The 22,187-nt window shown below is 64.6% G+C and carries 26 protein-coding genes; 11 read left to right on the top strand and 15 right to left on the bottom strand.

Annotation, left to right across the window (positions count from 1 at the left end):
- Window positions 1–4: 4 nt before the first annotated feature.
- The 6 genes from dprA to MQH31_RS11855 all read right to left on the bottom strand — a co-directional run bounded on the left by dprA (window position 5) and on the right by MQH31_RS11855 (window position 6,179).
- Entirely contained in the window at window positions 5–997 is a 993-nt protein-coding gene (gene dprA, locus MQH31_RS11880; RefSeq protein WP_243012234.1) for a DNA-processing protein DprA, read from the bottom strand.
- A 64-nt stretch (window positions 998–1,061) separates the two neighbouring features.
- Window positions 1,062–2,531 (bottom strand): putative type IV secretion/conjugal transfer ATPase, encoded by a 1,470-nt coding sequence (locus MQH31_RS11875; RefSeq protein WP_243012579.1) that lies wholly within the window; start codon window positions 2,529–2,531, stop codon window positions 1,062–1,064.
- 23 nt (window positions 2,532–2,554) lie between these two features.
- On the bottom strand, window positions 2,555–2,953 hold the full coding sequence (locus MQH31_RS11870) for a hypothetical protein (RefSeq protein ID WP_243012233.1): 399 nt from the start codon (window positions 2,951–2,953) through the stop codon (window positions 2,555–2,557).
- A gap of 89 nt (window positions 2,954–3,042) precedes the next feature.
- Window positions 3,043–4,506 (bottom strand): SCO6880 family protein, encoded by a 1,464-nt coding sequence (locus MQH31_RS11865; protein WP_243012578.1) that lies wholly within the window; start codon window positions 4,504–4,506, stop codon window positions 3,043–3,045.
- Window positions 4,507–4,508: 2 nt separating this feature from the next.
- The gene (locus tag MQH31_RS11860; RefSeq protein ID WP_243012232.1) at window positions 4,509–5,879 is read right to left on the bottom strand and encodes a TrbL/VirB6 family protein; all 1,371 of its coding nucleotides are present in this window, start codon (window positions 5,877–5,879) and stop codon (window positions 4,509–4,511) included.
- A gap of 30 nt (window positions 5,880–5,909) precedes the next feature.
- On the bottom strand, window positions 5,910–6,179 hold the full coding sequence (locus MQH31_RS11855; protein ID WP_134533739.1) for a DUF6112 family protein: 270 nt from the start codon (window positions 6,177–6,179) through the stop codon (window positions 5,910–5,912).
- Window positions 6,180–6,543: 364 nt separating this feature from the next.
- Here MQH31_RS11855 and MQH31_RS11850 point away from each other — a divergent pair, with 364 nt between their 5' ends.
- On the top strand, window positions 6,544–6,906 hold the full coding sequence (locus MQH31_RS11850; RefSeq protein WP_243012231.1) for an ArsR/SmtB family transcription factor: 363 nt from the start codon (window positions 6,544–6,546) through the stop codon (window positions 6,904–6,906).
- Window positions 6,907–7,208: 302 nt separating this feature from the next.
- Window positions 7,209–8,078, top strand: a complete 870-nt coding sequence (locus tag MQH31_RS11845; protein WP_243012577.1) for a cation diffusion facilitator family transporter — start codon at window positions 7,209–7,211, stop codon at window positions 8,076–8,078.
- A gap of 257 nt (window positions 8,079–8,335) precedes the next feature.
- Here MQH31_RS11845 and MQH31_RS11840 read toward each other — a convergent pair whose 3' ends face one another.
- The 7 genes from MQH31_RS11840 to MQH31_RS11810 all read right to left on the bottom strand — a co-directional run bounded on the left by MQH31_RS11840 (window position 8,336) and on the right by MQH31_RS11810 (window position 13,802).
- On the bottom strand, window positions 8,336–8,602 hold the full coding sequence (locus MQH31_RS11840) for a DUF6112 family protein (protein WP_243012230.1): 267 nt from the start codon (window positions 8,600–8,602) through the stop codon (window positions 8,336–8,338).
- A 19-nt stretch (window positions 8,603–8,621) separates the two neighbouring features.
- The gene (locus MQH31_RS11835; protein WP_243012229.1) at window positions 8,622–9,770 is read right to left on the bottom strand and encodes a M23 family metallopeptidase; all 1,149 of its coding nucleotides are present in this window, start codon (window positions 9,768–9,770) and stop codon (window positions 8,622–8,624) included.
- A gap of 9 nt (window positions 9,771–9,779) precedes the next feature.
- Entirely contained in the window at window positions 9,780–10,439 is a 660-nt protein-coding gene (locus MQH31_RS11830; RefSeq protein WP_243012228.1) for a hypothetical protein, read from the bottom strand.
- 44 nt (window positions 10,440–10,483) lie between these two features.
- Window positions 10,484–11,530, bottom strand: coding sequence for a ParB N-terminal domain-containing protein (locus MQH31_RS11825; RefSeq protein WP_243012227.1), 1,047 nt, complete (start codon window positions 11,528–11,530; stop codon window positions 10,484–10,486).
- Complete coding sequence (locus MQH31_RS11820; RefSeq protein ID WP_308196451.1) at window positions 11,527–12,225, bottom strand: hypothetical protein; 699 nt, start codon at window positions 12,223–12,225, stop codon at window positions 11,527–11,529. Before MQH31_RS11820 ends, MQH31_RS11825 begins: the two co-directional genes overlap by 4 nt.
- A 189-nt stretch (window positions 12,226–12,414) precedes the next feature.
- Window positions 12,415–12,816, bottom strand: a complete 402-nt coding sequence (locus tag MQH31_RS11815) for a hypothetical protein (protein WP_243012226.1) — start codon at window positions 12,814–12,816, stop codon at window positions 12,415–12,417.
- A gap of 89 nt (window positions 12,817–12,905) precedes the next feature.
- On the bottom strand, window positions 12,906–13,802 hold the full coding sequence (locus MQH31_RS11810; protein ID WP_243012225.1) for a bifunctional DNA primase/polymerase: 897 nt from the start codon (window positions 13,800–13,802) through the stop codon (window positions 12,906–12,908).
- A 282-nt stretch (window positions 13,803–14,084) separates the two neighbouring features.
- Between MQH31_RS11810 and MQH31_RS11805 the strand changes: the two genes are divergently transcribed.
- The 6 genes from MQH31_RS11805 to MQH31_RS11780 all read left to right on the top strand — a co-directional run bounded on the left by MQH31_RS11805 (window position 14,085) and on the right by MQH31_RS11780 (window position 18,885).
- Window positions 14,085–14,555: a hypothetical protein gene (locus MQH31_RS11805; RefSeq protein WP_243012224.1), complete on the top strand. Its 471-nt coding sequence runs from the start codon at window positions 14,085–14,087 to the stop codon at window positions 14,553–14,555.
- A gap of 19 nt (window positions 14,556–14,574) precedes the next feature.
- Complete coding sequence (locus MQH31_RS11800) at window positions 14,575–15,039, top strand: ImmA/IrrE family metallo-endopeptidase (RefSeq protein WP_243012223.1); 465 nt, start codon at window positions 14,575–14,577, stop codon at window positions 15,037–15,039.
- A complete protein-coding gene (locus MQH31_RS11795) occupies window positions 15,036–16,040 on the top strand; it encodes a DUF6545 domain-containing protein (RefSeq protein WP_243012222.1) in 1,005 nt (334 codons plus the stop codon). The genes MQH31_RS11800 and MQH31_RS11795 overlap by 4 nt, the downstream gene beginning before the upstream one ends.
- Window positions 16,041–16,051: 11 nt before the next feature.
- Complete coding sequence (locus MQH31_RS11790; RefSeq protein ID WP_504875550.1) at window positions 16,052–17,215, top strand: alpha/beta hydrolase; 1,164 nt, start codon at window positions 16,052–16,054, stop codon at window positions 17,213–17,215.
- Between the two features lie 145 nt (window positions 17,216–17,360).
- On the top strand, window positions 17,361–17,921 hold the full coding sequence (locus tag MQH31_RS11785) for a recombinase family protein (protein ID WP_243012220.1): 561 nt from the start codon (window positions 17,361–17,363) through the stop codon (window positions 17,919–17,921).
- Between the two features lie 385 nt (window positions 17,922–18,306).
- Window positions 18,307–18,885 carry a hypothetical protein gene (locus MQH31_RS11780; protein WP_243012219.1) on the top strand — a complete coding sequence of 193 codons (579 nt, stop codon included), beginning with the start codon at window positions 18,307–18,309 and terminating at the stop codon, window positions 18,883–18,885.
- A 261-nt stretch (window positions 18,886–19,146) separates the two neighbouring features.
- On the opposite strand, the gene MQH31_RS11775 is transcribed toward MQH31_RS11780, so the two are convergent.
- Window positions 19,147–20,508: a dihydrolipoyl dehydrogenase family protein gene (locus MQH31_RS11775; RefSeq protein ID WP_243012218.1), complete on the bottom strand. Its 1,362-nt coding sequence runs from the start codon at window positions 20,506–20,508 to the stop codon at window positions 19,147–19,149.
- Entirely contained in the window at window positions 20,505–20,804 is a 300-nt protein-coding gene (locus tag MQH31_RS11770; protein ID WP_243012217.1) for a thioredoxin family protein, read from the bottom strand. Before MQH31_RS11770 ends, MQH31_RS11775 begins: the two co-directional genes overlap by 4 nt.
- Window positions 20,805–20,858: 54 nt before the next feature.
- Between MQH31_RS11770 and MQH31_RS11765 the strand changes: the two genes are divergently transcribed.
- The 3 genes from MQH31_RS11765 (at window position 20,859) to MQH31_RS11755 (ending at window position 22,029) form a co-directional block, all read left to right on the top strand.
- A complete protein-coding gene (locus MQH31_RS11765) occupies window positions 20,859–21,263 on the top strand; it encodes a heavy metal-responsive transcriptional regulator (RefSeq protein ID WP_243012216.1) in 405 nt (134 codons plus the stop codon).
- A gap of 193 nt (window positions 21,264–21,456) precedes the next feature.
- Window positions 21,457–21,600 carry a hypothetical protein gene (locus MQH31_RS11760; RefSeq protein WP_243012215.1) on the top strand — a complete coding sequence of 48 codons (144 nt, stop codon included), beginning with the start codon at window positions 21,457–21,459 and terminating at the stop codon, window positions 21,598–21,600.
- Between the two features lie 96 nt (window positions 21,601–21,696).
- A complete protein-coding gene (locus tag MQH31_RS11755; RefSeq protein WP_243012214.1) occupies window positions 21,697–22,029 on the top strand; it encodes a hypothetical protein in 333 nt (110 codons plus the stop codon).
- The last annotated feature ends 158 nt before the right edge of the window (window positions 22,030–22,187 follow it).

Here is a 22,187-nt window from a genome sequence, read left to right as displayed (position 1 = left end):
TCCGTTAGAACCGCAGGTCCGGTCCGGTCCGGCTGAATCGTCTGGTGGGGGAGTAGGCGAACGTGCGGTCGCCGGAGAAGCCGGCAGTGGAGTCCAGCAGGTCCGTCACGTCCTGTGCGTCGACGACCAGGCTTGCGATGCCTTCCTGGATCAGCCGATGGCATCCGGCACTCGCCGCGCTCGTGACCGGGCCGGGAACGGCGCCGACCGGGCGACCGAGGGAATGAGCCTGCCCTGCGACGTTGAGGGAGCCGGAGCGATGTCCCGCTTCGACGACGACCGTCGCGCCGGAGAGGGCGGCGAGGATGCGGTTGCGTTGGAGGAAACGCCACCGCGTCGGCGCGGAACCGGGCGGGAGCTCACTGACGAGCAGGCCGCCGCTGTGCTCGATGCGTTCGAAGAGCTGCTCGTGGCCGGTCGGGTAGAGCCGGTCGAGCCCGCTGGCGAGCACGGCGACCGTCGAGCCGGGATAGGCCACGGTGGCCGCCCGGTGCGCTGCGCCGTCGATGCCGTAGGCGCCCCCGGAGAGGATGACGCGGCCCTGGGAGGCGAGTTCTGAGGCAAGCTCGGTCGCCACCTGGCTGCCATACGCGGTCGCGGCACGGGCGCCGACGATGGTGACTCGACCGGGGAGCGGAGCCGAGAGCCGGCCGGGGTCGCCCTTGAGCCAGAGCGCGATCGGTGCGCTCGCACCGAGTTGTTGTAGCTCTCCGGGCCAGTCAATGTCCTCAGGGGTCAGCAACTGTAGTTCGTGGCGTTCCATGTCCGCCCGGATCCGGTCGATCTGACCCGGGTTGATTCGTGGGGCCATCCGTCTTCGCCAGAGCTCGCCCTCGGCGGGGTCCACGCCGTTCGGCAGTCGCACGCCCGAGGTGATCAGCTCCACAGTCTCCGTGGCACCGAGCCGGGCAACGAGTGTTCCCGTAACGATATCCCCGGGCTCGGACAGCGCGGCGAGCGTCATCCTCGCTTCTTGCTCGTTCACGCTTTCAGCCATGGCAAAGCCTCCTCGTTCTGTGTGGAAGGTGAGCCGCGGGTCCCGCACCCCGGCTCTACTGTTCTCAAGCCATCTGGCCTGAGGTCATCCGGGCGGTGGTGTCGAAGAGTGCGAGTTCGTCGGGGTGTAGTTGGTGCTGCACGACGAAACTGCGGTCCTTCACCCGCCAGAGGCCCTGGCCGATGCCCAGAACCGGGAGGAGCTTCTGCTCGGTTCGGCTGAGCCCGAGGGCAGTCGCGGTTGATCCAAGCTGGTCCGGTTCCTGGCGGTAGACAATGCGAGTCTCCGCGTTTGCGAGCAGTGACGAGGCGAGCGCGCGCATCGCGGACCCCGAGTCGCCGACATTGTCCAGATCGGAGAGCTTGTGGAAGATGAGCATGTTCGCGATCCCGAAGTGTCGGGCCAGACGCCACTGGGCATCCATCCGCCGTAACAGTGCCGGATATGCCATCAGTCGCCAGGCCTCGTCGTAGATCACCCACCGCTGGCCACCGGCCGGATCGGCGAGCGCGGCCTCCATCCACGCCGAGGAGCACGTCATCAGCACCGAGATCAGGGTCGAATTCTCGGCTACCCGCGACAGATCGAGCGAGACCATCGGTAGCGACGGGTCGAAACGCACGGTAGAGGGCCCGTCGAAGAGCCCAGCGAGATCGCCTGCCACCAGGCGTCGCAGGGCATGGCCGACGAGGCGCCCGTCTTCCGCGAGACGACCCTCGTCATCGTCGGGGTTCGGGGCGAGGATGCGATCCACCACCATGGGCAGGATGGGCACGTCAGCGCTGCGAACGGCATCCGTCAGGGCGAGGTCGATGGCCGTGTGCTCGAGCGGGCTCAAGGGGCGATCGAGCACGGTCTCGGCGAGCGCTCCAATCAGGTCGCGACGCCGGGCGGCCAACTGCGCCGCCCACTCGGCGTTCGACGCGGATGCCGCCCGGTGGCCCTCGTCGAGAGGGTTTAGCCGGTTGGAGAGCCCGTGGCCGAGGATGATGGCTTTGCCACCGACGGCCTCGGCTACGGCGGTGTGCTCGCCCTTGGGGTCTCCGGGCACGTAGACGCGCCGGCCGAAGGGGAGCGAGCGGGTGTAGAGCGACTTCGCGAGCGCAGACTTGCCGGAGCCGACAATACCGGCGAGGACAACGTTCGGAGCGGTGAGCATCCCCTGTTGGTAGAGCACCCAGGGGTCGTAGACGAAGGCGCCACCGGAGTAGAGATCCTGTCCAACGAAGACGCCGGCCGAGCCGAGGCCGGCCTCGGCCAGAAACGGGTAGTGGCCCGAGAGGGTCGCCGAGGTGTCCTGGTGCTTCGGGAGCCGGAGCCGCCCAGGTACCCGTAGCTGTGCGGGACCCGACTCGCCTGCGGCCGGAAGGTAGGCCGCCGAGCGCGCCTCGTCTCGTTCAGAATGCCACCGGGTGCGTGCCTCGAGCATCTTAGTTTTCCGGGCATCCGCTTCGATCTTCGCTGCCGCTAGCTTGCGGGCGCGACGGTCCCGGCGGAGCTCGCCGTGCGGTTCGACCAGCGTGGCCGTGTGCATCCGTTCGTTCGCACCTGCGCTTTTCACAGCGAGACCGCCTGACTAGCCAAATTCGCCGATCGGCCCGGCCTGACGACCCACGGGTCGGAAACGTTCGTGCGCGCTCGAACAGCCTCCAAGGCTGTGCCTCCGGGCGCTGCCGGGACGGTCTCAAGTTCAGACTGGAGCGGATGCCGCCGCAGGAGAGAGACGTACCGGAACCGAGTGCTGTAAGTCAGCGCGTACGGCGAGCCATCGTCCTCGACGATCTTGTCGGTCGATCCGGCCGGGATGCGGTCGTAGACATACCCGTTCGTGAGCGCGGCATCGGTCGTTTCATCGCCGTGGTCCCAGTGCTGCAAATACTCGAAGGCGGTGGTGACTCCGCTGCGATCGATGATGCCGAGCACCTCCGTGGCTTCCTTTCCCTGCAGGAAGGTCACGCTGAGCCAACGGGATGCGGGTGTTGTAACTCGTTCGTTGAACATGTCGTCTCCAATCCGGTAGTTGTACAGGAACAGGTGCGTACCGCTCACACGCTGCGGCACAGCGGGAGCGCCGCGGCGGTGAAGGCTTGTGCTTGCTGGCCGACGAGCCGGCGTGTTTCGCAGGATGCCTGGATGGCGGCCTGCTCGATCGACGACACCGCGGCGTCGAGCTCGTCGACCGTGGGCGCGGTCACACAGACGAGACCAATCGTGTGCAGCACCCCGTGGCCGGCGGTCAGGTCTGCCTCCTGGTTGAGCAGGTCGTCGTATTCTGCGGTCGCACCGGCATCCTCGATCTGGCCGATGCGTCGGCGCTGGTGGGCGTCGCTGATCAGTTCGGTCTTCTTCTTGCGCAGATCGCGCGCTGCCTGATCCGCGCGCACGGGCAGGTAGTGCAGGGATACCGTGCGGAGGATGCCGTTGGTGAACACCAGAGGGGAGAGGAAGCCGGGGAACACCTGTGACCTGGGCCATTCGCTGATCCACAACACGGCATGGAAGGCACTGTCCGTACGGAGCCGATCCCAGCTCTCCGCCACGGCAACCGGCCCGGCGGTGGCCAGCGAGCGCCCGATGTCTGGATGCCGCTCCAGGTCGACGCCAACGGCTGGGTCGTAGGCGGTGCGTAATATCATCGCAAGCTCGTCGGCGGTAAGCCAGCCGCCGACAGTGAGGTCCGCTGCGCGCAGTGCCCCGGTCAGGGCAGTCATTTCCTGGCGGAGAACAGTGGCCGCGCCGCGCATGCCGCCGCCCTGCGTGCGCACTTGACGTGATGCCGCGGTGAGGTCCAGGGAGAGAGCGATCGTCGTCGCGTGGCGTTCACCGGCGGGCCCTGCGCGCTCAATGAGATCGTGATAGGTGGTTGCGGTCCAACTCTCGTCCTTGATGCCATGCCTCTCCCACCAGTCGGCCAGTCCAGTGCCGGAATCGGGCAGCGTACGTTCCGACACCTGCACCCGCGAGATTCGCCCCGACCGGCACGCCCCGGCCAGTACTCGCCCCCACCCCACCACTCGCCGATATTGCTCGGCCGGGTCAAGCAGGGCGAACGCTGGGTGCGACACCGCGACGACTGCGGTCAAGGTTCGCGCGTGCGGGTCGTGGATCATGACCGCCCCGGACTCGGGATCATTCCACTCGCGGAGCGCGGCCGCATCGCCCGGAAGCGACAAGGTACCAACTGGGCGCGGCCGGACGATGCGGCGCCGGTACGTGAGCTGATCGTGGGCGGCACGCCACATCCAACGGCACCCAACCGGCGCCCACTCGACGACCTTTCGGCCGCCGATCGGGATGCCGGCGACCAACGCCGCGGAGCCCCACACCGGGCTCGTCCACACGATGCCGGAGGCGCCCGCCGTGTAAAGCGCGGTGACAAGGGTGAGCGTCCCGACAGACAGAGCGATCAGCTGTGGCACCGAGAGCCCAAGCAGGATGCCCCTTTTGGTCAGTCGCGAGAACTGCCCCGGCGCAAGCTGGTACTCGGCGGGGTGCTTATCCGTGTCCATCACTACGCGCCCTTCCCAGTTCGTCCGCCGGCGGGTAACGCCGGTCCGGCTAGTGAAGCGGATGCTCGCGCTCGCGCTGGCCGATAGACCGACCGAGGTGTGCTGGGTATGGCGGTGTCGCCAGCGGATTGCGTGTGCTCATCCGCTGTCTGACCCACCCCGCGGCCGACCTTCGGGGCGGCCTGCGCGGTCGCGCCGACGACCGCCGCGCCCACGGCGACACCAGCTGTGGCGACCCCCGCCCCGGCACCCGCGGCCGTGCCGGCTGTGGCAGACCCGCCCACACCAGCGCCAGGAGCAGCGCTCGCACCGCCCGGCGAAACGGGGCCCGCTCCACCGCCGGCCGACACGGCCGCCTGCGCCGAGCCGCCACGCACCGACTTTCCGTTCCCGCCGTCGCCGCTCGGGCCCAGAATCTTCTTGGCGCCTTCGGTCATCGGTGAACTGGGCACTGGCACGGGCCGATTCAGCGCGGACTTCGCCTCCTGCTCACTCGACATCGCGTGGTACATGTCCACCCCCACGAAGTTAAGGAACTTGTACGTGATGTATGGCGCGAAGGCGGCGATGAACATCAACACGATCCCGGCGATCGGATCACTCACGGAGGCCAGATCCGCGTCGATCGGAGCCGACACCTGCGCGACAGCGACCAGGAAGATCATGACGAGCACCAGCTTCGACAAGATCAGGGCGATCACGAACGCGACCCATTTCGAGAACCATCCCTTGGCGGCGTCCCAGGTCGCGCCGGCGAGCGCGATCGGCCCGAAGACGATCGCCACCAGCAGCAGCGCCTTGCGAATCAGGAGGGAGAACCAGACGATCGCCGCCGCGCTGATCGCAAGCGCCGACAGGAAAATCGTCACGATCGCACCGACTCCGGGGGAGCCGACGTTGATCGCGGTCAGGCCGGCGGGGAGAAGCGCGATGCGATCGCCCATCCCCTTCATCGTGTTGCCGCTGGCGGTCACGACTCCGATCGCCAACTGATCGGTGATCTCCAGGAGCAGGCCGGTGATGGTGATGATCACAAACGATCCAAGCACCGACTTGGCCACGCCGATCGCGGCTCGGGACAGCGCCGTCGGGTCGCGATGCACGAGCCCGGAGATGAGTTGCAGGCAGAAGAACACCAGCGTCACGAATACGGCAACGCCGAAGAGCACGTTGTATACGTGGACGTAGGCCGGATCGGTGAGGTCGACGAGCGTGGTCGAATCGAAGGCCGACCACACGGATTCAAAGAGCCACGCTGCGGCTGACCCCATCGACTTCGCGAGCCAGTCGAATGGCGCCGCGACCAACGACGAGGCGCCCTCGCCGACCGTTTGGCAGACATCCGCGATTACTGGCACATCGCATACGCTCATCTGTTGCCCCCGCTCGCGTCGGGATCGGGGTCAGACGGCTTGGCCGACGTTCCAGAAGAAGTTCACGAGCGTGACGGATGCGCCGCACACGATCGCGGCACCGCACGACGCGAGCACACCGAGCTTGCCGCGCGAGGCCAGGTTCGGGTTGGACGAGTTAGCCCCAAACCCCCACACGATCGCCGAGATGATCAAGGCCAGCACGCTCAGGATGAGCCCCACCGTCATCACCGCGCCCACGATGACGCGCAGCTGCTCGATGCCCGGAAGGCCCGTCGCGTTCGGATTGATGTCGACCACAGTTCGCTCCCTTTGTCGGTTGGTGCGTACGACATGCAGGAGCGCGCAGCATCCCCACGTTCGCGCAGCCGCATGCCGCGCTTTCCTGTTTTCATCCGAGCCCGGGACATTGCCGATCGACGGGCGCAGCTTTTGACGGGGAGCATCGCCGGCATGAAGTTGTCGGTGGACCTATCTACGTTTGGCACGGGCGGTCGCCCAGCTCGGGTGCAATTCCATAGCTCGTCGGGCGGCTAGGTGTACTTCATTGAGGACTCGGAAGCTGTGGGCGGATGCGTCCCGTGGCTCACGGGGTCACGGATATTGAATGCGCATGCTGGCCCCGAGGTCCGTTGGCGGTTGGAAAGTGTGTAAGAATCTGCGTATGGACGCAGATAAGCAGATTGAGGGCGTGGATGTCGACGGTCAGTACGTCGAGTTGGCCGTCGAGGTGTTCGCGATGCTGGCCGATGCCACACGCGTGCGTCTAATCCTCGCGATGCAGGACGGAGAGATGTCCGTGAACAAGCTGGCCGGCATCGTGGACAAGTCCCCCGCGGCCGTGTCGCAGCATCTCGCCAAGATGCGTCTTGGGCGCCTCGTTTCAACCCGCCAGGAGGGCACACGGGTGTTTTATCGGCTGGCCAACGAGCACGCCGCCCGACTCGTCTCGGACGCCATATTTCAGGCCGAGCACTCGCTCGACGACCACCCTCGCCACCACCAAATCCAAGGAGCCGACGCCTGATGGCCGGAATGACAGACCACAACGCCGAGCACGAACACCAGCATGCCGCGGGAACCCAGCACACGCACGACCACGACGCGGCTGCGTCGTCGCTCGATCACGGACTTCGTGGAAGCGATCCTACGCAAGAGGCAGGTCACTCACACCCTCACAGCGACGGTCTCGACCTCCATCACCCCCACGACGATCACGATCACGATCATGGTCCCGGGGGTCACTCCCACCCGACGGGGATCAAGGGTTTCCTGTACGGGCTGTTTGTCCCGCACACCCACGACGCGGCCGATTCGATCGATGATGCCATGGAGGCGAGCGTAGAGGGCGTCCGCGCCCTAAAGATCAGCTTGGTAGTACTTCTGGTGACGACAATCCTGCAGTTTGCCGTCGTCCTCATCAGCGGTTCTGTAGCGCTGTTCGCTGATACTATTCATAACTTCTCAGACGCACTGACGGCGGTACCTCTATGGATCGCGTTCATTCTTGGACGCCGCGCTGCTTCCCGCCGTTACACCTTCGGTTATGGCCGGGCCGAGGACCTCGCTGGGCTATTCATCATCGTCGTGGTTCTGGTATCCGCTATCGTTGCCGGCTGGCAGTCCATTGACCGCCTGTTCCACCCTCAACCGCTCCACAACATCGGCTGGGTGATCGTCGCTGGGGTCATCGGATTTTTGGGCAACGAGGCCGTGGCCGTGTATCGCATCCGCATCGGTCGCAAGATCGGGTCAGCCGCGTTGGTTGCAGACGGGGTCCACGCCCGCACCGACGGGTTCACTTCGCTCGCTGTGGTTGTCGGGGGCGTCGGCGTGCTGCTCGGCTTCCCCCTCGCCGACCCGATCGTCGGCATCGTTATCTCGGTTGCCATCATGATCCTTCTCATCGGCACCGTCCGCAGCATCGGCCGACGCCTCTTGGATAGCATCGAGCCGGATCTCATCGACCGAGCGGAGCGCGCATTGCGCGAGGTTGACGGCGTCGTCGATGTCAACCAACTGCAGTTGCGTTGGGTCGGCCACCGACTCCATGGGGCCGCGGAAATTGTAGTCCCCGACGACGCATGGGCTGGCGCAGAGTCGGTCGTGCACGAAGCCGAGCACCACATGGAACGTGCCATGCCCAACCTTGACCACATGGCCATCCGCGTCGCCACGGTCACCGGGGCGACTCTCTGAGTTCGCTGCCCGTTCGTGGCGGACGGTTACGTCTTGGACCTTCTCGAGGATGCGTCAGGGCTGCTCGTCACGAGTGACCTTTCAGCTCACGCCCGTCGTCTCGACCTGGAAGAGGTGTGTCAGCTAGTGAAATGCGTCGACCTCGGTTAGTTCGAGCCGTTGTCACCGCAGAAGGATGATGAACTGGAGAGCGTTGCCGCGAAGATAGTGCCGTGGCCCGAGACATGCTTCTCGTGAATGGGCGTGGAAGTTGCTCGTCAAAGCGTGGAGCCCACGCCAAGCAGGAAGTTGACCCAGGCGACGCCGGAGCCCGCGAGGGCCACCGCGCCGCAGGCGACCCAGAGCCCGAGCCGGGCTCTGGTCGCGGTCTGAAAGTTGCCGTTTGCGGAGGCGAGTGCCCAGGTCACTCCGCTGATGATCATCATGAGCACCGCGATGATGAGCACGAACGTCAGCAGCGCACCGACGATGCTTTGCAACTGCTCATCGCCTCCGACGGCGCCGAAGTCGGGAAAGATGTTCATCTCATTCCGCCCTTTCAGGTCAGCATCCGGCCGAGGCAGCCTGGGCTTGGGTCAGGTCGGTGGCGCCGTGCGCGGTGAGCCAGTCCACTGCATTGACGGCGGGATTGCCCGCCCCACCTGGATGGATCTCGATGTGGAGGTGTGGTCCGGTCGACTTGCCTGCGGAGCCGACGTCACCGATGTGCTGGCCGGCGGCCACGGTGTCACCCGCAGCGACGTGAATTCCACTGTCGTACATGTGCGCGTAGTACGACGTGACTCGCTCGCCGTCGACCGTGTGCTCGATGGTGATCAGCCCGCCGTAGGTGCCCCGTTGCGCGGCGAAGCTGACGACACCGTCGGCGACCGCGAGGATGGGTGTGTCCGCTGGTGCTGCGAGGTCGCTGCCCGCATGGAACGCTCGAGCGCCGGTGTAGGGGTCGGTCCGCCATCCGAAGCTGTCGGTGTTCGTGTACGTGCCTGCAGGAAGCGGGAACACGACGCGCGATGTCTCGGGAGCGGTCGGTCCGGTACCGGCCAGGCTCGCCGGCTGCGCCCTTGTTAGCGCTGCAAGAATCGAGTCCGCGACGGGCTGGTAGTTCTGGTACCGGTCCGGGTAGGCGCTGACTTCGACCGCCTGCGCCGCAGCGTCGGGGTCCAGCAGCTGCCAACCAGCGATATCGAGCAGCCCGCGGGGCGATCCTGCGTTCGGGCCGGAGGGCCCACCGAAGAAAGCCCGCGCTTGGAACTGCGGGTCCATCAGCTCGGCGACCGTGCCCCATCCGGAGACAGGACGCATCTGGAAGAGGCCCAGGGAGTCGTGATCGGAGCCGATCCCATCGTTTGGGTAGCTCCCGGACTCCGGGTACGCGTCCGTGTTGGCGAGCATGCGCAACGTTGATTCGGTGAGCGCAGCCAACAGTGCGATGAGCACTCCATCGCGACCGACGCCGACCGTCCGCGCGCCAACCGTGATGATTGTTCCGGCATGGGTCAGCTGCCGCTTGTCCAGGGCGATCGTTCTGCCGTCTCGAGTTTGGGCGCTGAAGGAGTCGGGAATGCTGCCGACAACGAGCGATCCCGATCCGCACGAGTTTGTACCAGGATTCATGAGAGCGGCCACGCTCACCAGGCCGGCCAGCGGGCCGGCGAGCACAAGCGCCATGAGCAGGATGATGAGCCTTTTCATCGCGTGTCTTTACTCGAGGGGCCGGTCTAGCTGCGAGATCCGAAGGAGACTGCACGGCTTCTGGTCTGGGCACGCGATGAAGATCGTGAACGTCACTCTCCGTTTCGTGCGAACGACTTCGGTGTCCCACGTGCCTACTCGATGACGAGTGCCGACCACTGTGAATGCGGCCGCGCCGCGCGGAATCTGCCCGGCTGTCGCCTGGCCTTGCGCCGTCGACCAGGCAGCGGGCACGGCCACTGACTCGAGTTCCAGCCACTGCCGGGTGCCAAATGCACTGAGCTGCTTCCACGACTCGGCCCCAGGGAGGTAGCCCCGGACATCCGCTGCCACAGCAGACGCTTCGTCCGCATCGGCGACGTCGACCAACTTCTGCGCCCACGAGGACAGGCCACCGGGGTCGCGTGTGTCCCACGTGAACAAGGAACGCGCGATGCTGCGGGCAAAGAGCTCCGGGGTTGACGTTACGAGCACCGTTTGCGGCTGGCCGGCGAGGGCCGTCGACGTCGGCGTCGGGGAGACGGATGCTGCGGGCGGCGGCGGCTCGGACCGGCTCGCTTGAGCCGGCCCCCTGAGTAGTCCGTACACGCCGACGATCACGACCAGGATCAGGGCGATGCCGCTGCCGACGCTCGCGACGACAAAGCGGCGCTGGTGTGCAAATCGCATGGTGGTCTCCTCAAGTCCAGATATGAGGCTCGTTATCCGGAAGTTCAACTGGTTGCCGACACCGGAGCCGCGCCGAGTGAGTCGTCGCGCAGCGATCGCAGCCGCTCGGCAAAGGAGATCGTGCCCGCGAGGGTCGCTTCGAACTGGTCCCATTGCTCGTCGCTAAGTTCGGCAGCGATCTCGGCGGAGTCGTAGCGGAGCCACCACTCGCCGAGGTCATTCCAGAGGAACACGAACGAACGAACAGGCAACTTCGCGTCGGGGGAGGCTGCTGGTCTGGCCTTCTTGGCTCGAGTCGCTGTCTTCGCGCGGGCGAGCGCTGCTCGGGCCAGTTGCTCGAGCTCGGCCTCCTTCGACGTACGTCCGGCGGCGTGCGCCCAGGAGATACCGTTTGACGAGGCATCTGGTGCCTGCGCCTCGAGTTCGGAGAGTGCCAGCTGAGTGTTCATTCGGCGGTGCGCGGAGGCAACCGAGCCTCCGCTCTGGATCGCCTCAAGCTCGGCCGTCGCGCTCTTGCGCAGCGTCTCGTCGAGACTTTCGTCAGCCGCGATCCGCTGGAGATGTCCGATTCGCTCGAGCGTCGTGTACGAGCGTTTTCCGGTCACGAGGAGTGCCGCTTGCGCACGGGCATAGCCATCGAGCGATGTCAACGGTGCTGCCACCGTGGCAGCACCGTCTGACCTGGACTTTCCCTGATCCGAGCCGAACCGTGTTGCCTCCTGACGCCGCCGGGCGTCCTCCGCCAGAAGCATCTTCACTTCGCGATACAAGGCGGCAGCTTCGATTGGACTCAGCGCCTTGTGCAGCGCGTTGTCGTCCTGCTCCGCGAGTAACTGGGTCAGCCGTTCTGAGATGCCGGAGCGAACCCAGACGTTGAGCTTGCGCACCCCGAGCTGCCGAAGTGCGGCCAGGCGACGGGCACCGCAAACGAGTGTGCCGTCGGGCGTCACCGTGATCGGCTGAAGCAGCCCTTGTCGCTCGATCGAGGCTGCGAGCGCTTCGATGTCGCCCAGGTCGGTGCGATGCCGCGAACCGATCCGGATGGAGTCGATGGACCGCTCCAGTTCGATGTGACCTGGGGTGCTCGTCATGGTCGGACTCCCGGAGCGTTGACGACAATGTCCGCGACGAGGTCGTCGTCATGGAGAAGTGCGCGAAGCGTCTCGCCGACGAGCAGACGAAGCAGGATGCCGCGACCGGCGGCCGTGTGCGCCTGCAGCGGGTTGCCGCAGCCCAGCAGCGTCCGGAGCATCGCCATCCAGGCCCGTTGTGGAACGTCGAGCATCGCCCGGGCGGCATAGTCGCGCCGCAGGGACTCGTAGGCCGAGGGCCGCGACGGCGCATCCGCGAGCCGGCCGCAGACGTACTCGACGCCACCTCGAGCGCGGTCTGTCGGCCAGCCGAGCAGAGTGAACAACAAGATGGCGTCCTCGACCGCCGACTCCACCTCGACCTGCGGCCGTTCGTCGGCCTGCGCGTCGAGGGGAGTGATGCTGAACGCGGGGTGGTAGTCCGGGAGGGCGTGTTCGCGATCGCTAAAGCGTTCGGCGTCGTGGTAGCTCGAGACCCGCGGCCGTCGCGCCTGGTGCACCGAGCAAAGCAACCCCTGGGCGCGTTCCTCCGCGATGCAGGTCACCTGCACTGCGCGGGTGACGATCGCCCACGGGTCGTTGGCACGCAGCGTCGACGGCGCTCGCATCGCGTCGAACGCGGCCGCCGCGGCCTCCCAAGGATCCAACCGGTGCTTGCGCGCCAGCGCCGCGTAGCGTCTGGCGGTGTACTGCATCAGTTCGCACGCCTCGGGGTCCGTTCGCCACCTGACGCCGCCATCCGCTTGAAGTCGGGTTAGCAGCATCCGTAGGCCCTCCGAGGCGTGGAACGTCCTCGAACCTGTATCCCGCTGCGTCGTGGTCTCCATCACGGCACCTCCCGTCGAATAGCTGTGTGTTGCCGTGTTCAACAGGATGCTCATGGGTCAGCTCCGTCCGAGCCCGTACCGCGAGGACTGGGGATGGCCGCCCGCCGACCCGAATTCGGAGAGGGGAGGCAGCCGGTCAGCGCGTTCACGGATTGCCCGACGGGTGATGGCAGGGGTCCGCCGCATCCGCCGCGCGAGCTCGGCCTCGAAATCGATGCCGCGCCCGGCAATGCGCCCGCTGCCGCTGTTGAGCAGATCAGAGGCGCGAACCCAGACGATGCCGGGGCTGGAGACAAGCTGTCCGGGCCTCCTGACCCTCGTCCGCGCATCCGGCGCACTGTCCGGCGGCAGCGCAGAAAGCGGCGCCTTCTCGATAAGCAGCGGATGCTGTGAACGCGCCTCGACGGCGGCTTCGACGGTCTCTGCGCGGTGTGACTCGTGGGAGTTTTCTTCGTCCATCGCGTGCACTCTCCTTCACCTTGGTCGTGTGAATAGCAGGAGCGACGACGCATTCCTGGACTTACGGCACGCGACGCGTGGATGTTCATTTATGGCAGGCATGGCGCGTCGACTCGTCTTCTTCCAGGGGCTGTTCGGCCGCATTCGGGCGCTCCTGGACCGCTGGGTTGGCCCGCGGCGATCTTTCGGCTCGCGGAGCTGATGGTCGCGGTGATCTCCCATTCCGGGAGGCCGGCGGTCTGCGCTGCCGGGGCGAGTGCTGCTTCGACGGCCGCCGGCGCGAAGCCGGCCTCGGTCAGTCGGCACGCCGCCCAGAACAGCCCGCGGTTCCGCTCGCCTTCCTGCAGCTTGCTTACCCAGCGCGCGAGCCGACTCGGCTCAGACGTAGTGGCCGGGGCCGGTCGCGATGTTCGCGTCGCCCGAGGGTCGACGAGGGTGCGCAGTGCGACGGCGTCAACCGCCTTGGCATCGGCGGCAGACAGCGAGAACAGGCGATAGCTGGTTCGTTCGTTGTTGGTCGACAGGGTCGAGGGAGGCACGACGACGTAGCCGCCGGTCCCACGGAAGTCGATGTGAGCGGCCGCGGCCTGCCAACAGCGTTGCGGCCGGGTCTCGCTCGCGGGGAAGTAGACGTGCATTCCCCCGGATGGAGTGCGCACCCGAGCGATTTCCCCGCCAACCAGCCCGGCGACGCTGGCCCGGTCGAACGCAGCGAATCCCGAATCCGTGCTCGTCACGTCGATGTCGACGACATCGATGCCCGATCTGCTGCCCGTCGGCATTCCGACGTTCGCGCCCGGCCACCGTTCCCACCACGCGCGCACCTGGCCGAAATCACAGCTCGAGTCGTGGAAGCCCGCCGGGGTGAGCGGGCGCTTTCCATTCCGTGCACACGGAAAGATCGGGATGCCCGCTTCGGCGAAGGCGAGCGCGGCGTCCCCGTTCGGGAGTCGGCTCGTGGCTAGGAGCACCCCAGCGATACCCATCAAATGCGGATTCGTTGACACATCGATCACCTTTCCGAGTGACTGCCACGCACACACGGTGGCTGACACAGAGGTGCGCTCGTCGTGCCAGGCTGCACGGCGAGGAGGCGGAGCATTGAGCATGCTCAAAATTGTGATTCGCGATTCGTTTTACCACCCGATTTGAGCATGCGCAACCCTTGCGTTGGTCATGCTCAACGAGTAGATTGAGCACTCTCAACGGGCCGAGCATCCGCTTCTTGAGTACGTCTTGCCCGGCTCGGGGGCGAAAGGTTTTTGCAGATGACCGAAGACGAGAGCAACACCGCCGCGGAGGATCTCGCGAAGCGCCTCCGGCTGCTGCTCGACGTCGTCGACGCCGAGATCGGCACCGAGCCGACCTTCACCCAGATCGCTCGATTCCTTGAGGGGCGGGGTATGAACCTCTCGAGGTCGCGGTGGACCTACATGGTGAACGGCCACCGATACGTGCAAGACCGGCCACTCTTCGAGGGCCTCGCCGCTTTCTTCGACGTTGACCCCGGGTTCCTCGCGGGCGACGCCGGCGCGGAGACCCCGGCAAAAGTGAGCGCCCAACTCGATCTCGTGCGCGCAATGCGCAATGCGCGAGTCAAGACGTATGCCGCGCGCACCCTCGGAGACATCTCTCCCAACGCGCTCCAGGCAATCAGCAGATTCCTGGATGCGGAGATGTCGCCGACGTCTCCCGGGGCGCGCGACCACATCGGGGACGTTGGAGCCACTGACACGTAGGAGGGGAAGTGACGATGCCGTGAACAATGACGTGAGCGCTTCGGCGGCTGTTGCCGGACTTGACCTTGGGGAGACCTTCACCTTCGACGAACTCGTCAGCGCCGTGCAACGACGACGGCGTCGTCGACTTCGAATCGTCGAGCTCGTGGACCTCGGCGATCACGACGGCCTGTGTGCCGTTTGGCTCATGACGGACGGAGAGGATCTCGTACTCCACGCGCACAGCGATTCGGCTCTGCACCGGCAGCAGTTTGTGCTGCACGAACTGGCGCACATGATCCTCGGCCACAATTTTGACGATGATCCTGAAGCACCCGACTTCCTGCTGCCCGACATCCCGAGGAACACCCGAAGACGGCTGCTTAGACGCCAAGATCTCGACACTGTGGAAGAAGTCGTTGCAGAAACGCTCGCCGATCGTCTCGCCGCAGCAATCAGGGGATCGGCGATGCTCCGCTCCCGGTACCTGGAGATCTTCGGGTGACTGCCGTCCTCGTATCCGCCCTCATGTGGCTGCTCGTCGCGAGCTTGCTCATCCTGCGGCGAGGTCGAGCCGAGCGCAACATTAGCTACGCAGCGCTGACGATCGCGATCGCGATGACGCTGAACGTCGACCCGGTCTACCGGGCGCTCGACGCATTCGCCGGCGGCAGCAACGTCGTGACCCTCATGGCAGATGTCGCGTTGATGGTCGGTGTGTTCTTCCTCGGTCGCGGAGTGATGAAGGCTTCGGAGCAACAACCCTGGGCAGAGCGGATCGCGCTCGGCAGGTTCGCGCTCATGGCCGCACTCGTCGGCGTGGTCGTCGCATTCGTCCTCATCGAGCGTGGGACCACCACGACCAACTTCATGCTGGACCTCGGTGCGCAACCCGCCGCGGCCGCTTACTCCATGGTCCAATTTCTCTACTACGGAGTCGTCCTCACCGCGATGGCCTCTCTCGCTGTGCGGCAGCTTCGGAGCAGCAAAGGTGCCCAGCGCCTACCACCGGTCTTTCTGATCATTGGAAGCAGCTTCGGGGTCGTGCTGAGCGTCACCGTCTTCACCATGGACATCGCACATGTGATCGGCAATCTGCGCGTCATGGCAACCGTCGGCGTTGCGTACGGGCCGGTGTTTCTCTCGACCATCTCATTCCTCTGCCTCGGATTCGCCGGCGAGCCCGCAGCCCGCATGTTGCAGGCGCGCGCTCGCGATCGGAAAACCCGGATGCTCGTCAATGACCTCGCGCCGATCTGGGCCGAAGCGACAAAGTTCCGTCCGGGAATCAGCCACGACGAGCGCGCGCCCTTCCTCGCACACGAGCCGGAATCACTGCTCCATCGTCAGATTGTCGAGATCCGCGACGCGATGATCGACACACGAGTGTCGTTTGACGTGGGCGATCGGGACCGGGAACGGATCGAGCGCGCCGAACGTCACTTGCTCGGAGCCAGGTCGACCGATTCGGCATCGACGGCTCCGTCGGCGACGGCCGCAGAATGAGAGCACGAGCGATGAGAGGCGGGTGGGCGGTGCTCGGAACGTTGGCCGCCGCCGGCGGGGCCCTTGGAGGACTCGGACTGGTGATCGCGAGGCGCCTGACGGCCCCGGTTAGCGGGAGACGGTATGACCTCACAATTCGAGACCTGGATGAGTCGGGGGAGCGGCCCGTCGTTGTCCTCGATAGGACGCCAGCCACCGCCGCACCCGGACTTTACTGTCTCATTCTCGAAAACGGCGGCTTGGTTCGACTGTCACACGAAATCGAGGACCGTGGGCCTGGTCTCATCGGACGCGAGTTGCTGGAGGAGCCCACCCAAGGCTTGGTGGTCGGCGCACGAGCGTCCTGGAGCGGCATCCTTTTCCCGAACCCAGCGGATGCCGGCCTTGACGCCACGGATGTCGACGTACAGACGGATGTCGGCAGTGTGCCCGCTTGGCTCATCACCCCTGGAGACTCCCCGTCGACCACATGGGCCATCCATATCCACGGACTCGGAAGCACGCGCGCCGGAACGCTTCGCGGCGTTCAAATCGCCTCAGAAGCCGGATTGACATCGCTAGTTGTGATGTATCGGAACGACGGCGAAGGTCCTACGTTGGGCACCGGGAGATCCGACCTCGGCGCCACCGAGGTCAACGACGTACGCGCGGCCGTGCGCTTCGCCCAGGAGAACGGCGCACACTGTGTCATTCTCTTCGGCTGGTCGATGGGCGCGGCCATCGCCCTGCAACTCGCCGCTGAACCCGAGTTCCGCGGGATCGTCGCCGGGCTGGTGCTCGAGTCACCTGTGCTCGACTGGGTCTCCACCATCAAAGCGAACTGCGCGCGATCTGGCCTTCCCGCATGGACCGGCGCACTGGCCCTACCGTGGCTAGACTTCCGGCCGCTGGCTCGGCTGACCGGGCTCGCCAACCCTATTGGCCTCCGACACTTCGACTGGATCGCGCGAGCCGACGAGTTGACTGGACCGACGCTCATCCTTCACGGCACCAGCGACACGTCGGCGCCGTTCGAGCTCTCGACCCGCCTCAGGGCGCTGCGTCCCGACCTCGTCGATCTCGAAGCATTCGAAGCGGATCACACGATGACCTGGAACTCGGATCGTGAGCGTTGGCGCGCGGTCGTCACAACTTGGCTGGCCTCGATCTCGATTGCAGAATCTTCGACTGGCTGATCGACTCGCCAATCTGGAGTACACCCCAACTAGGCGTCAGACGCTTGCATTTCATGCCGTCAGAATAGGGTTGAATTCGGATTGGTTGACAGCACTCGATGCGGGGTCTTAGAGTTCAATCTGACAGTACAGGCAGGAGAGCCCCGTGGCGGGTCAACGAGTTGGATATGTGCGAGTCAGCACCCTCGATCAGAACACCGTCCGCCAGCTTGATGGCGTCGACGTCGACCGGGTCTTCGAGGACAAGGCGTCGGGGAAGGACCTGAACCGGCCTGAGCTGGAAGAGATGATCAAGTTCGTCAGAGAGGGCGACACCGTGCTCGTGCACTCCATGGATCGCCTTGCCCGTAACCTCGACGACCTCCGCTCGATCGTGCGCCGGCTCACCGCGAAGAAGGTCCGAGTCGATTTCGTGAAAGAGCAACTCTCCTTCACCGGTGACGACAACGCGATGGCGAACCTGCTCCTTAACGTCATGGGAGCCTTTGCTGAGTTCGAGCGGTCCCTGATCCGTGAACGTCAGCGCGAGGGTATTGCCCTGGCCAAGAAGCGTGGCATGTACCGCGGCCGCACCCCATCGCTGGACGCGGCCCGGGCCGCGGAGCTGCGCGAGAAGGCCGCCGCCGGCGTGCCGAAAGCAGCACTCGCTCGAGACTTTGGGATCAGCCGCGAAACCGTCTACGCCTATCTCCGCGCCGAGGTCTGAAGAATTCTCCGCTGAGGCAGGCGCCATGCCTGCAGCTGGGGGAGTGGCGCGAGTTCGCGGCACCTCGACTCCTGGCGCGGAACACGCGCCAGTGCCAAACGCTGCGCAGGGCGTCGCTGAAGGGCTGGCACGGCTGGCAAAGTGCAGGACAAATGAAAAACTCCGGGTCCGCCAAGGCGAAGTACCGGAGTTCCCAATTCGTGGCCCAAGTAACATGAAACAGCGGTCATCAAAGGCTTGCGGGTCAATCTTAGCTCGGAGGATGCCCTGTGGCAACGACATCGAGCGAGGGGCCCTGGATAGAGGAATGGCTCAGCACCGGCCGGTTCTCCACCTACCTCGAGGCCGCCGGCCGATCTCGCTCACGAGCGCTTGAGCTCTATGAGTGGAACGCAAAGCTGAGCGCGGCTTTCTTGCACGACTGAGCCATCTGGAAGTCGGTCTGCGCAATGCGTGCGATCGCCAGCTTGCAGCAGCCACTCTCCCTGGTGACGCCCACTGGACGGACCCGGCCACACTGCTGACATTGTTTCCCGTCGTGATGAGAAAGGACCGGACCACCGGCCGCTCCCGCGACGTCAACAAGATCGCCCGCGGCAACGTCGAGCGGGCGCGGATCAACGCAGCGACGTCACCACACACGCCGCCAATACCCGGCAAGGTCGTCGCCGAACGCATGTTCGGCTTCTGGACCTACCTCTTCGTGGACGCTCACGAGAAAACCATCTGGGTTCCTCATCTCCACAAAGCGTTCCCACCAGGTACCGACAGAAACCCGCTCAATGACGCATTGGCCGCGCTGCGAGATTTCCGAAACAGAGTGGCTCACCACGAGAACATCCTCAACGGTTCTGAAAGCGAACGGTGCCGAATTGTCTACGTCATCCGGTTGCTCTCTGCTGACGCGCTCGCTCACTTCAAAGCCAACAGCGAGGTAGCCGCGATCCTGGACGGCCGACCGTAGGGAAGTCTCTGAGTCCAGGACACGCCGTACTGATGACGCGTACCCGGGCAGCATCAGCCATCTGATTCTCGGTGTCTCGCAACTAACGATGAGTACGCCAGACTTGCGATACAAGACACTGAAGCCCGCCCGGGAGCGTCGAGGGCAATAGGTTCGATGCGGCAAATAGCGATCACAGAACGCCGCCACAAAGCGCTAACAGTCACATCACGCATCGATGGGTGTGAGTGCTCCATGGACGGTGGTCTACGGACGCCAGGGTCAGAGCATGGAGCCTAGGTCGGAACCAACGGAAGGATACGTTGCGGTTATCGATTTCAGTTGTCGGGTGGTCAGGCCCAGCTTGATTGCGAGGCCGAAGATGTTGATCACTTCCGAGTAGCCGGGGCCGAACAAATGTGCTCCGAGGATTTGATCGGTTGCTGTATCGATGATGACCTTCGTCGCCGCGGTAGTCTCGCCGATTCTGTAATTGGAGTACCAACTGCTGGTGTCGTTGTATCGGACAACGATCTCGCGGCCATCACGCCCGGCTTCGTGCTCGAGCATGCCGACGCGGTTCAGCTCCGGGATCGTGAAGACTGTGGTGGGGACGCCGGCATAGTCCGGCACGGTCATGGTGCCTTTGAGCATGTTGGATGCTGCCACTTTGCCCTCGAATACGGCGACGGGCGTGAGGCGTTCTCCGGGAGTGTCGGCGGCGTCGCCGGCGGCGAAGACCGAGGGATTGCTGCGGCTTTGCAGGTGTCCGAACACGTCGATCCCTCTTGGGCCCCAGGCAATGTTTGCCGCCGCGAGATTTAGGCCGTCGATGTTCGGCACTCGGCCAGCGCCGTGCACCACGAGATCCGTATCGATGACGGTCGTGACGCCATCCTGCTCCACGCTCACCTGGAGCCCCGTGGGGGTGCGCGCCACTGCACTGACCGTGGTGCTGTGATTGACGCGGATTCCGGCTTGCTCGGTGCGCTGCACGAGCAGATCGATGAGATCGGGGTCGAATGCTCGAAGCGGGCGCGTGCCGTGATCTATGATCACGCAGTCCACACCGGCGCGGGCTGCGATGTGGGCGAACTCGAAGGAGACGAATCCGCCCCCGATGAATACGATCCGGCCGGGAAGTTCCTCGAGGTTGAGAAAGTCGGTGCTGTCGATGAGGTGCTCGTGTCCGGGGAAGTCGAGGGGGCGCGGTCGGGCACCGGTCGCGATGAGAAACCGCTTCGCCTGGTGCTGCACGCCATTGATCTTGAGGTGATGGGGGCCGGTGAAGTGGGCGGCACCGTGAAAAGTACTCACGCCGTTGCGGTGAAGTTCGTCTTCCATGCCCTGGGGCACACCATCGGTGAAGCCGCGCTTGTGACGCATCAGCGTCGCCCAATCCAGCGTGAGATCATTCTCACTGATGCCTTTGCCCTGCATCAGATGGGCCGCATCGATCACTTCTGCTCCCCGACGTAGGATCTTTTTCGGGTCACACCCGCGCAGCGCACACGTGCCGCCGTATGGCAAGGCGTCAACGATGCCCACGTGCCATCCCTTTGCAGCGCACCTGTTGGCTGCTGTGGTGCCGGCCATTCCGGCACCGATCACGAACAGGTCGTATTCCTTACTTATGCCGCTCATGCTGCGGTGATCGCATCGCGCAGTTGCTCCAGCGTTGGGGCGCCGGCTAGTCCCGTGGGGGTCGTGTAGATGCGGCAGGCCAGCCCGACCGACGCCGACGGGTCCGGAAAAAGGTCTGTTTCGCCCATCAGTATGCTCGGAGATCCCCGAAAACCGATTGTCTCTGCGTCTTCCAGATTCTCGACCAACCGCCGGGTCACGACGATTCCGGGGTATGCGGCCGCGAGGACCGCCAGCCGCTCAGCAGCGATTTTCCAGTTCGGGCACCCATCGAAGTACTGCAACGTGATATCCATGCCCTTACCGTAAACGTTGCACCACAGTGCAAGGTCAAGTGGTGGACTGGGAGTATGCAGATTAGAGACCTGGCCACCGCGAGCGGCGCAACCGCACAGACCATCCGGTTTTATGAGCGGCGCGGCCTGTTGGATCCCGCCGAACGTGAGGGGAACGGTTACCGCCGGTACGACGACGCGGCCCTCTCGCGCCTGCGGTTCATTCGGTCTGCCCAGACGGCTGGTCTGACTTTGACCGAAATTGGCAGCATCATCACGGTCAGAGAAGCTGGCGAGGTGCCGTGCGGGCACGTCTCAGACCTTCTCGCGGCGAAACTTGCGGATGTGCACCGCCACCAACAGGAGCTTGCACTTCTTGAAACAGAGTTGCGACACCTCATCGAGGCGAGTCAATCTCTCGACCCAAACAACTGCGAAGCGGGCAGCGTCTGCCACGTCATCACCCAATCTCACCAGTAGCGCGCAACGCACATTCGCGCCACTAAGCGATGCGAATTCACCGCCAGATAACGCTGCAACTCACAGGCGCATGCGCTCGCGCTCGTCATCTTTTTGTCTCGTAACCATAGGGATATGAGATAACAGCCCGAGGTTATGCTGAAAGCGCGGCGTGGCTCATCGAGGGCGGTCGGGGAGCACGAGGAGCCAAACTATGGAAGTTAGCCCGGAAGTTCAGGCGCTTGCGATCAGCCTCGCCGGATCGGCCATCCGCAACACGGCCCAAGGTGTATCGGACCGCGTCAAGGGTCTGAGAGCCAGTAACAACGACAGCGAAACGATCAATGGCCTGGAGTAGCTTGTCAACGATCTGATTTCGGATAAGAACGATCTCACCCGTATCGCTCAGGCCTATCAAGCAGAACTTGTGGCGCAGCGCCTATCGAGTGGGGACGTGCAGTACATCACGGAGACGGTCGTTCCGCTGGTCGAGAAGCTCATGGGCTTGTCGCAGAACGACGACTCAGATAACTCCCAGGTGATTGAGGCCATTAAACCTCTCCTCTCCATTGAGACCGTGAATGTTCTACAACTGCTCGGATTCAACTTCCGAAAGGCGATCGGAGAACCGCTCACGGAACTCGTAGAGCGAGCCATTCTCTCCAAGGCGCCGGGTGACACTTCTGTCGTGATTCAGCGGCTGCAGCTTGAGCGGGAGGTCGGATACATCGCCGTAGCGCAGGATCCGGCAGCACATGCTCGCCTAGTCGCGATGTTTGGCAATTAGCAGCCATCGTTTTGGGAGCGAGCAACGTCCCCGCCTAAGTGGGCTGGCCACTGTCTCGCAATCACTCTGTATTGCCAACGATTACGGACATGACGCGGTTGCGGCACTAGGGCTTTGGTCTCGGTGAACGGTTTGCGTCACGAGATTGGCGGCGTTAC

Origin of the sequence: Cryobacterium zhongshanensis (assembly GCF_022760445.1) — a bacterium.
Taxonomy (GTDB): Bacteria; Actinomycetota; Actinomycetes; order Actinomycetales; family Microbacteriaceae; genus Cryobacterium; species Cryobacterium algoricola.
This window is presented reverse-complemented; position numbering and strand designations above follow the sequence as displayed.

Excerpts from the sequence above, each read along its gene's own strand:
- MQH31_RS11875 (WP_243012579.1), bottom strand. The coding sequence starts at position 2,531 with ATGCACACGGCCACGCTGGTCGAACCGCACGGCGAGCTCCGCCGGGAC.
- MQH31_RS11810 (WP_243012225.1), bottom strand. The coding sequence starts at position 13,802 with ATGGGTATCGCTGGGGTGCTCCTAGCCACGAGCCGACTCCCGAACGGG.
- MQH31_RS11760 (WP_243012215.1), top strand. The coding sequence starts at position 21,457 with ATGGAAGTTAGCCCGGAAGTTCAGGCGCTTGCGATCAGCCTCGCCGGA.
- MQH31_RS11850 (WP_243012231.1), top strand. The coding sequence starts at position 6,544 with ATGGACGCAGATAAGCAGATTGAGGGCGTGGATGTCGACGGTCAGTAC.
- MQH31_RS11815 (WP_243012226.1), bottom strand. The coding sequence starts at position 12,816 with ATGGACGAAGAAAACTCCCACGAGTCACACCGCGCAGAGACCGTCGAA.
- MQH31_RS11825 (WP_243012227.1), bottom strand. The coding sequence starts at position 11,530 with ATGACGAGCACCCCAGGTCACATCGAACTGGAGCGGTCCATCGACTCC.
- MQH31_RS11860 (WP_243012232.1), bottom strand. The coding sequence starts at position 5,879 with ATGAGCGTATGCGATGTGCCAGTAATCGCGGATGTCTGCCAAACGGTC.
- MQH31_RS11845 (WP_243012577.1), top strand. The coding sequence starts at position 7,209 with ATGGAGGCGAGCGTAGAGGGCGTCCGCGCCCTAAAGATCAGCTTGGTA.
- MQH31_RS11835 (WP_243012229.1), bottom strand. The coding sequence starts at position 9,770 with ATGAAAAGGCTCATCATCCTGCTCATGGCGCTTGTGCTCGCCGGCCCG.
- MQH31_RS11790 (WP_504875550.1), top strand. The coding sequence starts at position 16,052 with ATGAGAGGCGGGTGGGCGGTGCTCGGAACGTTGGCCGCCGCCGGCGGG.
- dprA (WP_243012234.1), bottom strand. The coding sequence starts at position 997 with ATGGCTGAAAGCGTGAACGAGCAAGAAGCGAGGATGACGCTCGCCGCG.
- MQH31_RS11805 (WP_243012224.1), top strand. The coding sequence starts at position 14,085 with ATGACCGAAGACGAGAGCAACACCGCCGCGGAGGATCTCGCGAAGCGC.
- MQH31_RS11830 (WP_243012228.1), bottom strand. The coding sequence starts at position 10,439 with ATGCGATTTGCACACCAGCGCCGCTTTGTCGTCGCGAGCGTCGGCAGC.
- MQH31_RS11775 (WP_243012218.1), bottom strand. The coding sequence starts at position 20,508 with ATGAGCGGCATAAGTAAGGAATACGACCTGTTCGTGATCGGTGCCGGA.
- MQH31_RS11820 (WP_308196451.1), bottom strand. The coding sequence starts at position 12,225 with ATGCAGTACACCGCCAGACGCTACGCGGCGCTGGCGCGCAAGCACCGG.
- MQH31_RS11770 (WP_243012217.1), bottom strand. The coding sequence starts at position 20,804 with ATGGATATCACGTTGCAGTACTTCGATGGGTGCCCGAACTGGAAAATC.
- MQH31_RS11840 (WP_243012230.1), bottom strand. The coding sequence starts at position 8,602 with ATGAACATCTTTCCCGACTTCGGCGCCGTCGGAGGCGATGAGCAGTTG.
- MQH31_RS11865 (WP_243012578.1), bottom strand. The coding sequence starts at position 4,506 with ATGGACACGGATAAGCACCCCGCCGAGTACCAGCTTGCGCCGGGGCAG.
- MQH31_RS11765 (WP_243012216.1), top strand. The coding sequence starts at position 20,859 with ATGCAGATTAGAGACCTGGCCACCGCGAGCGGCGCAACCGCACAGACC.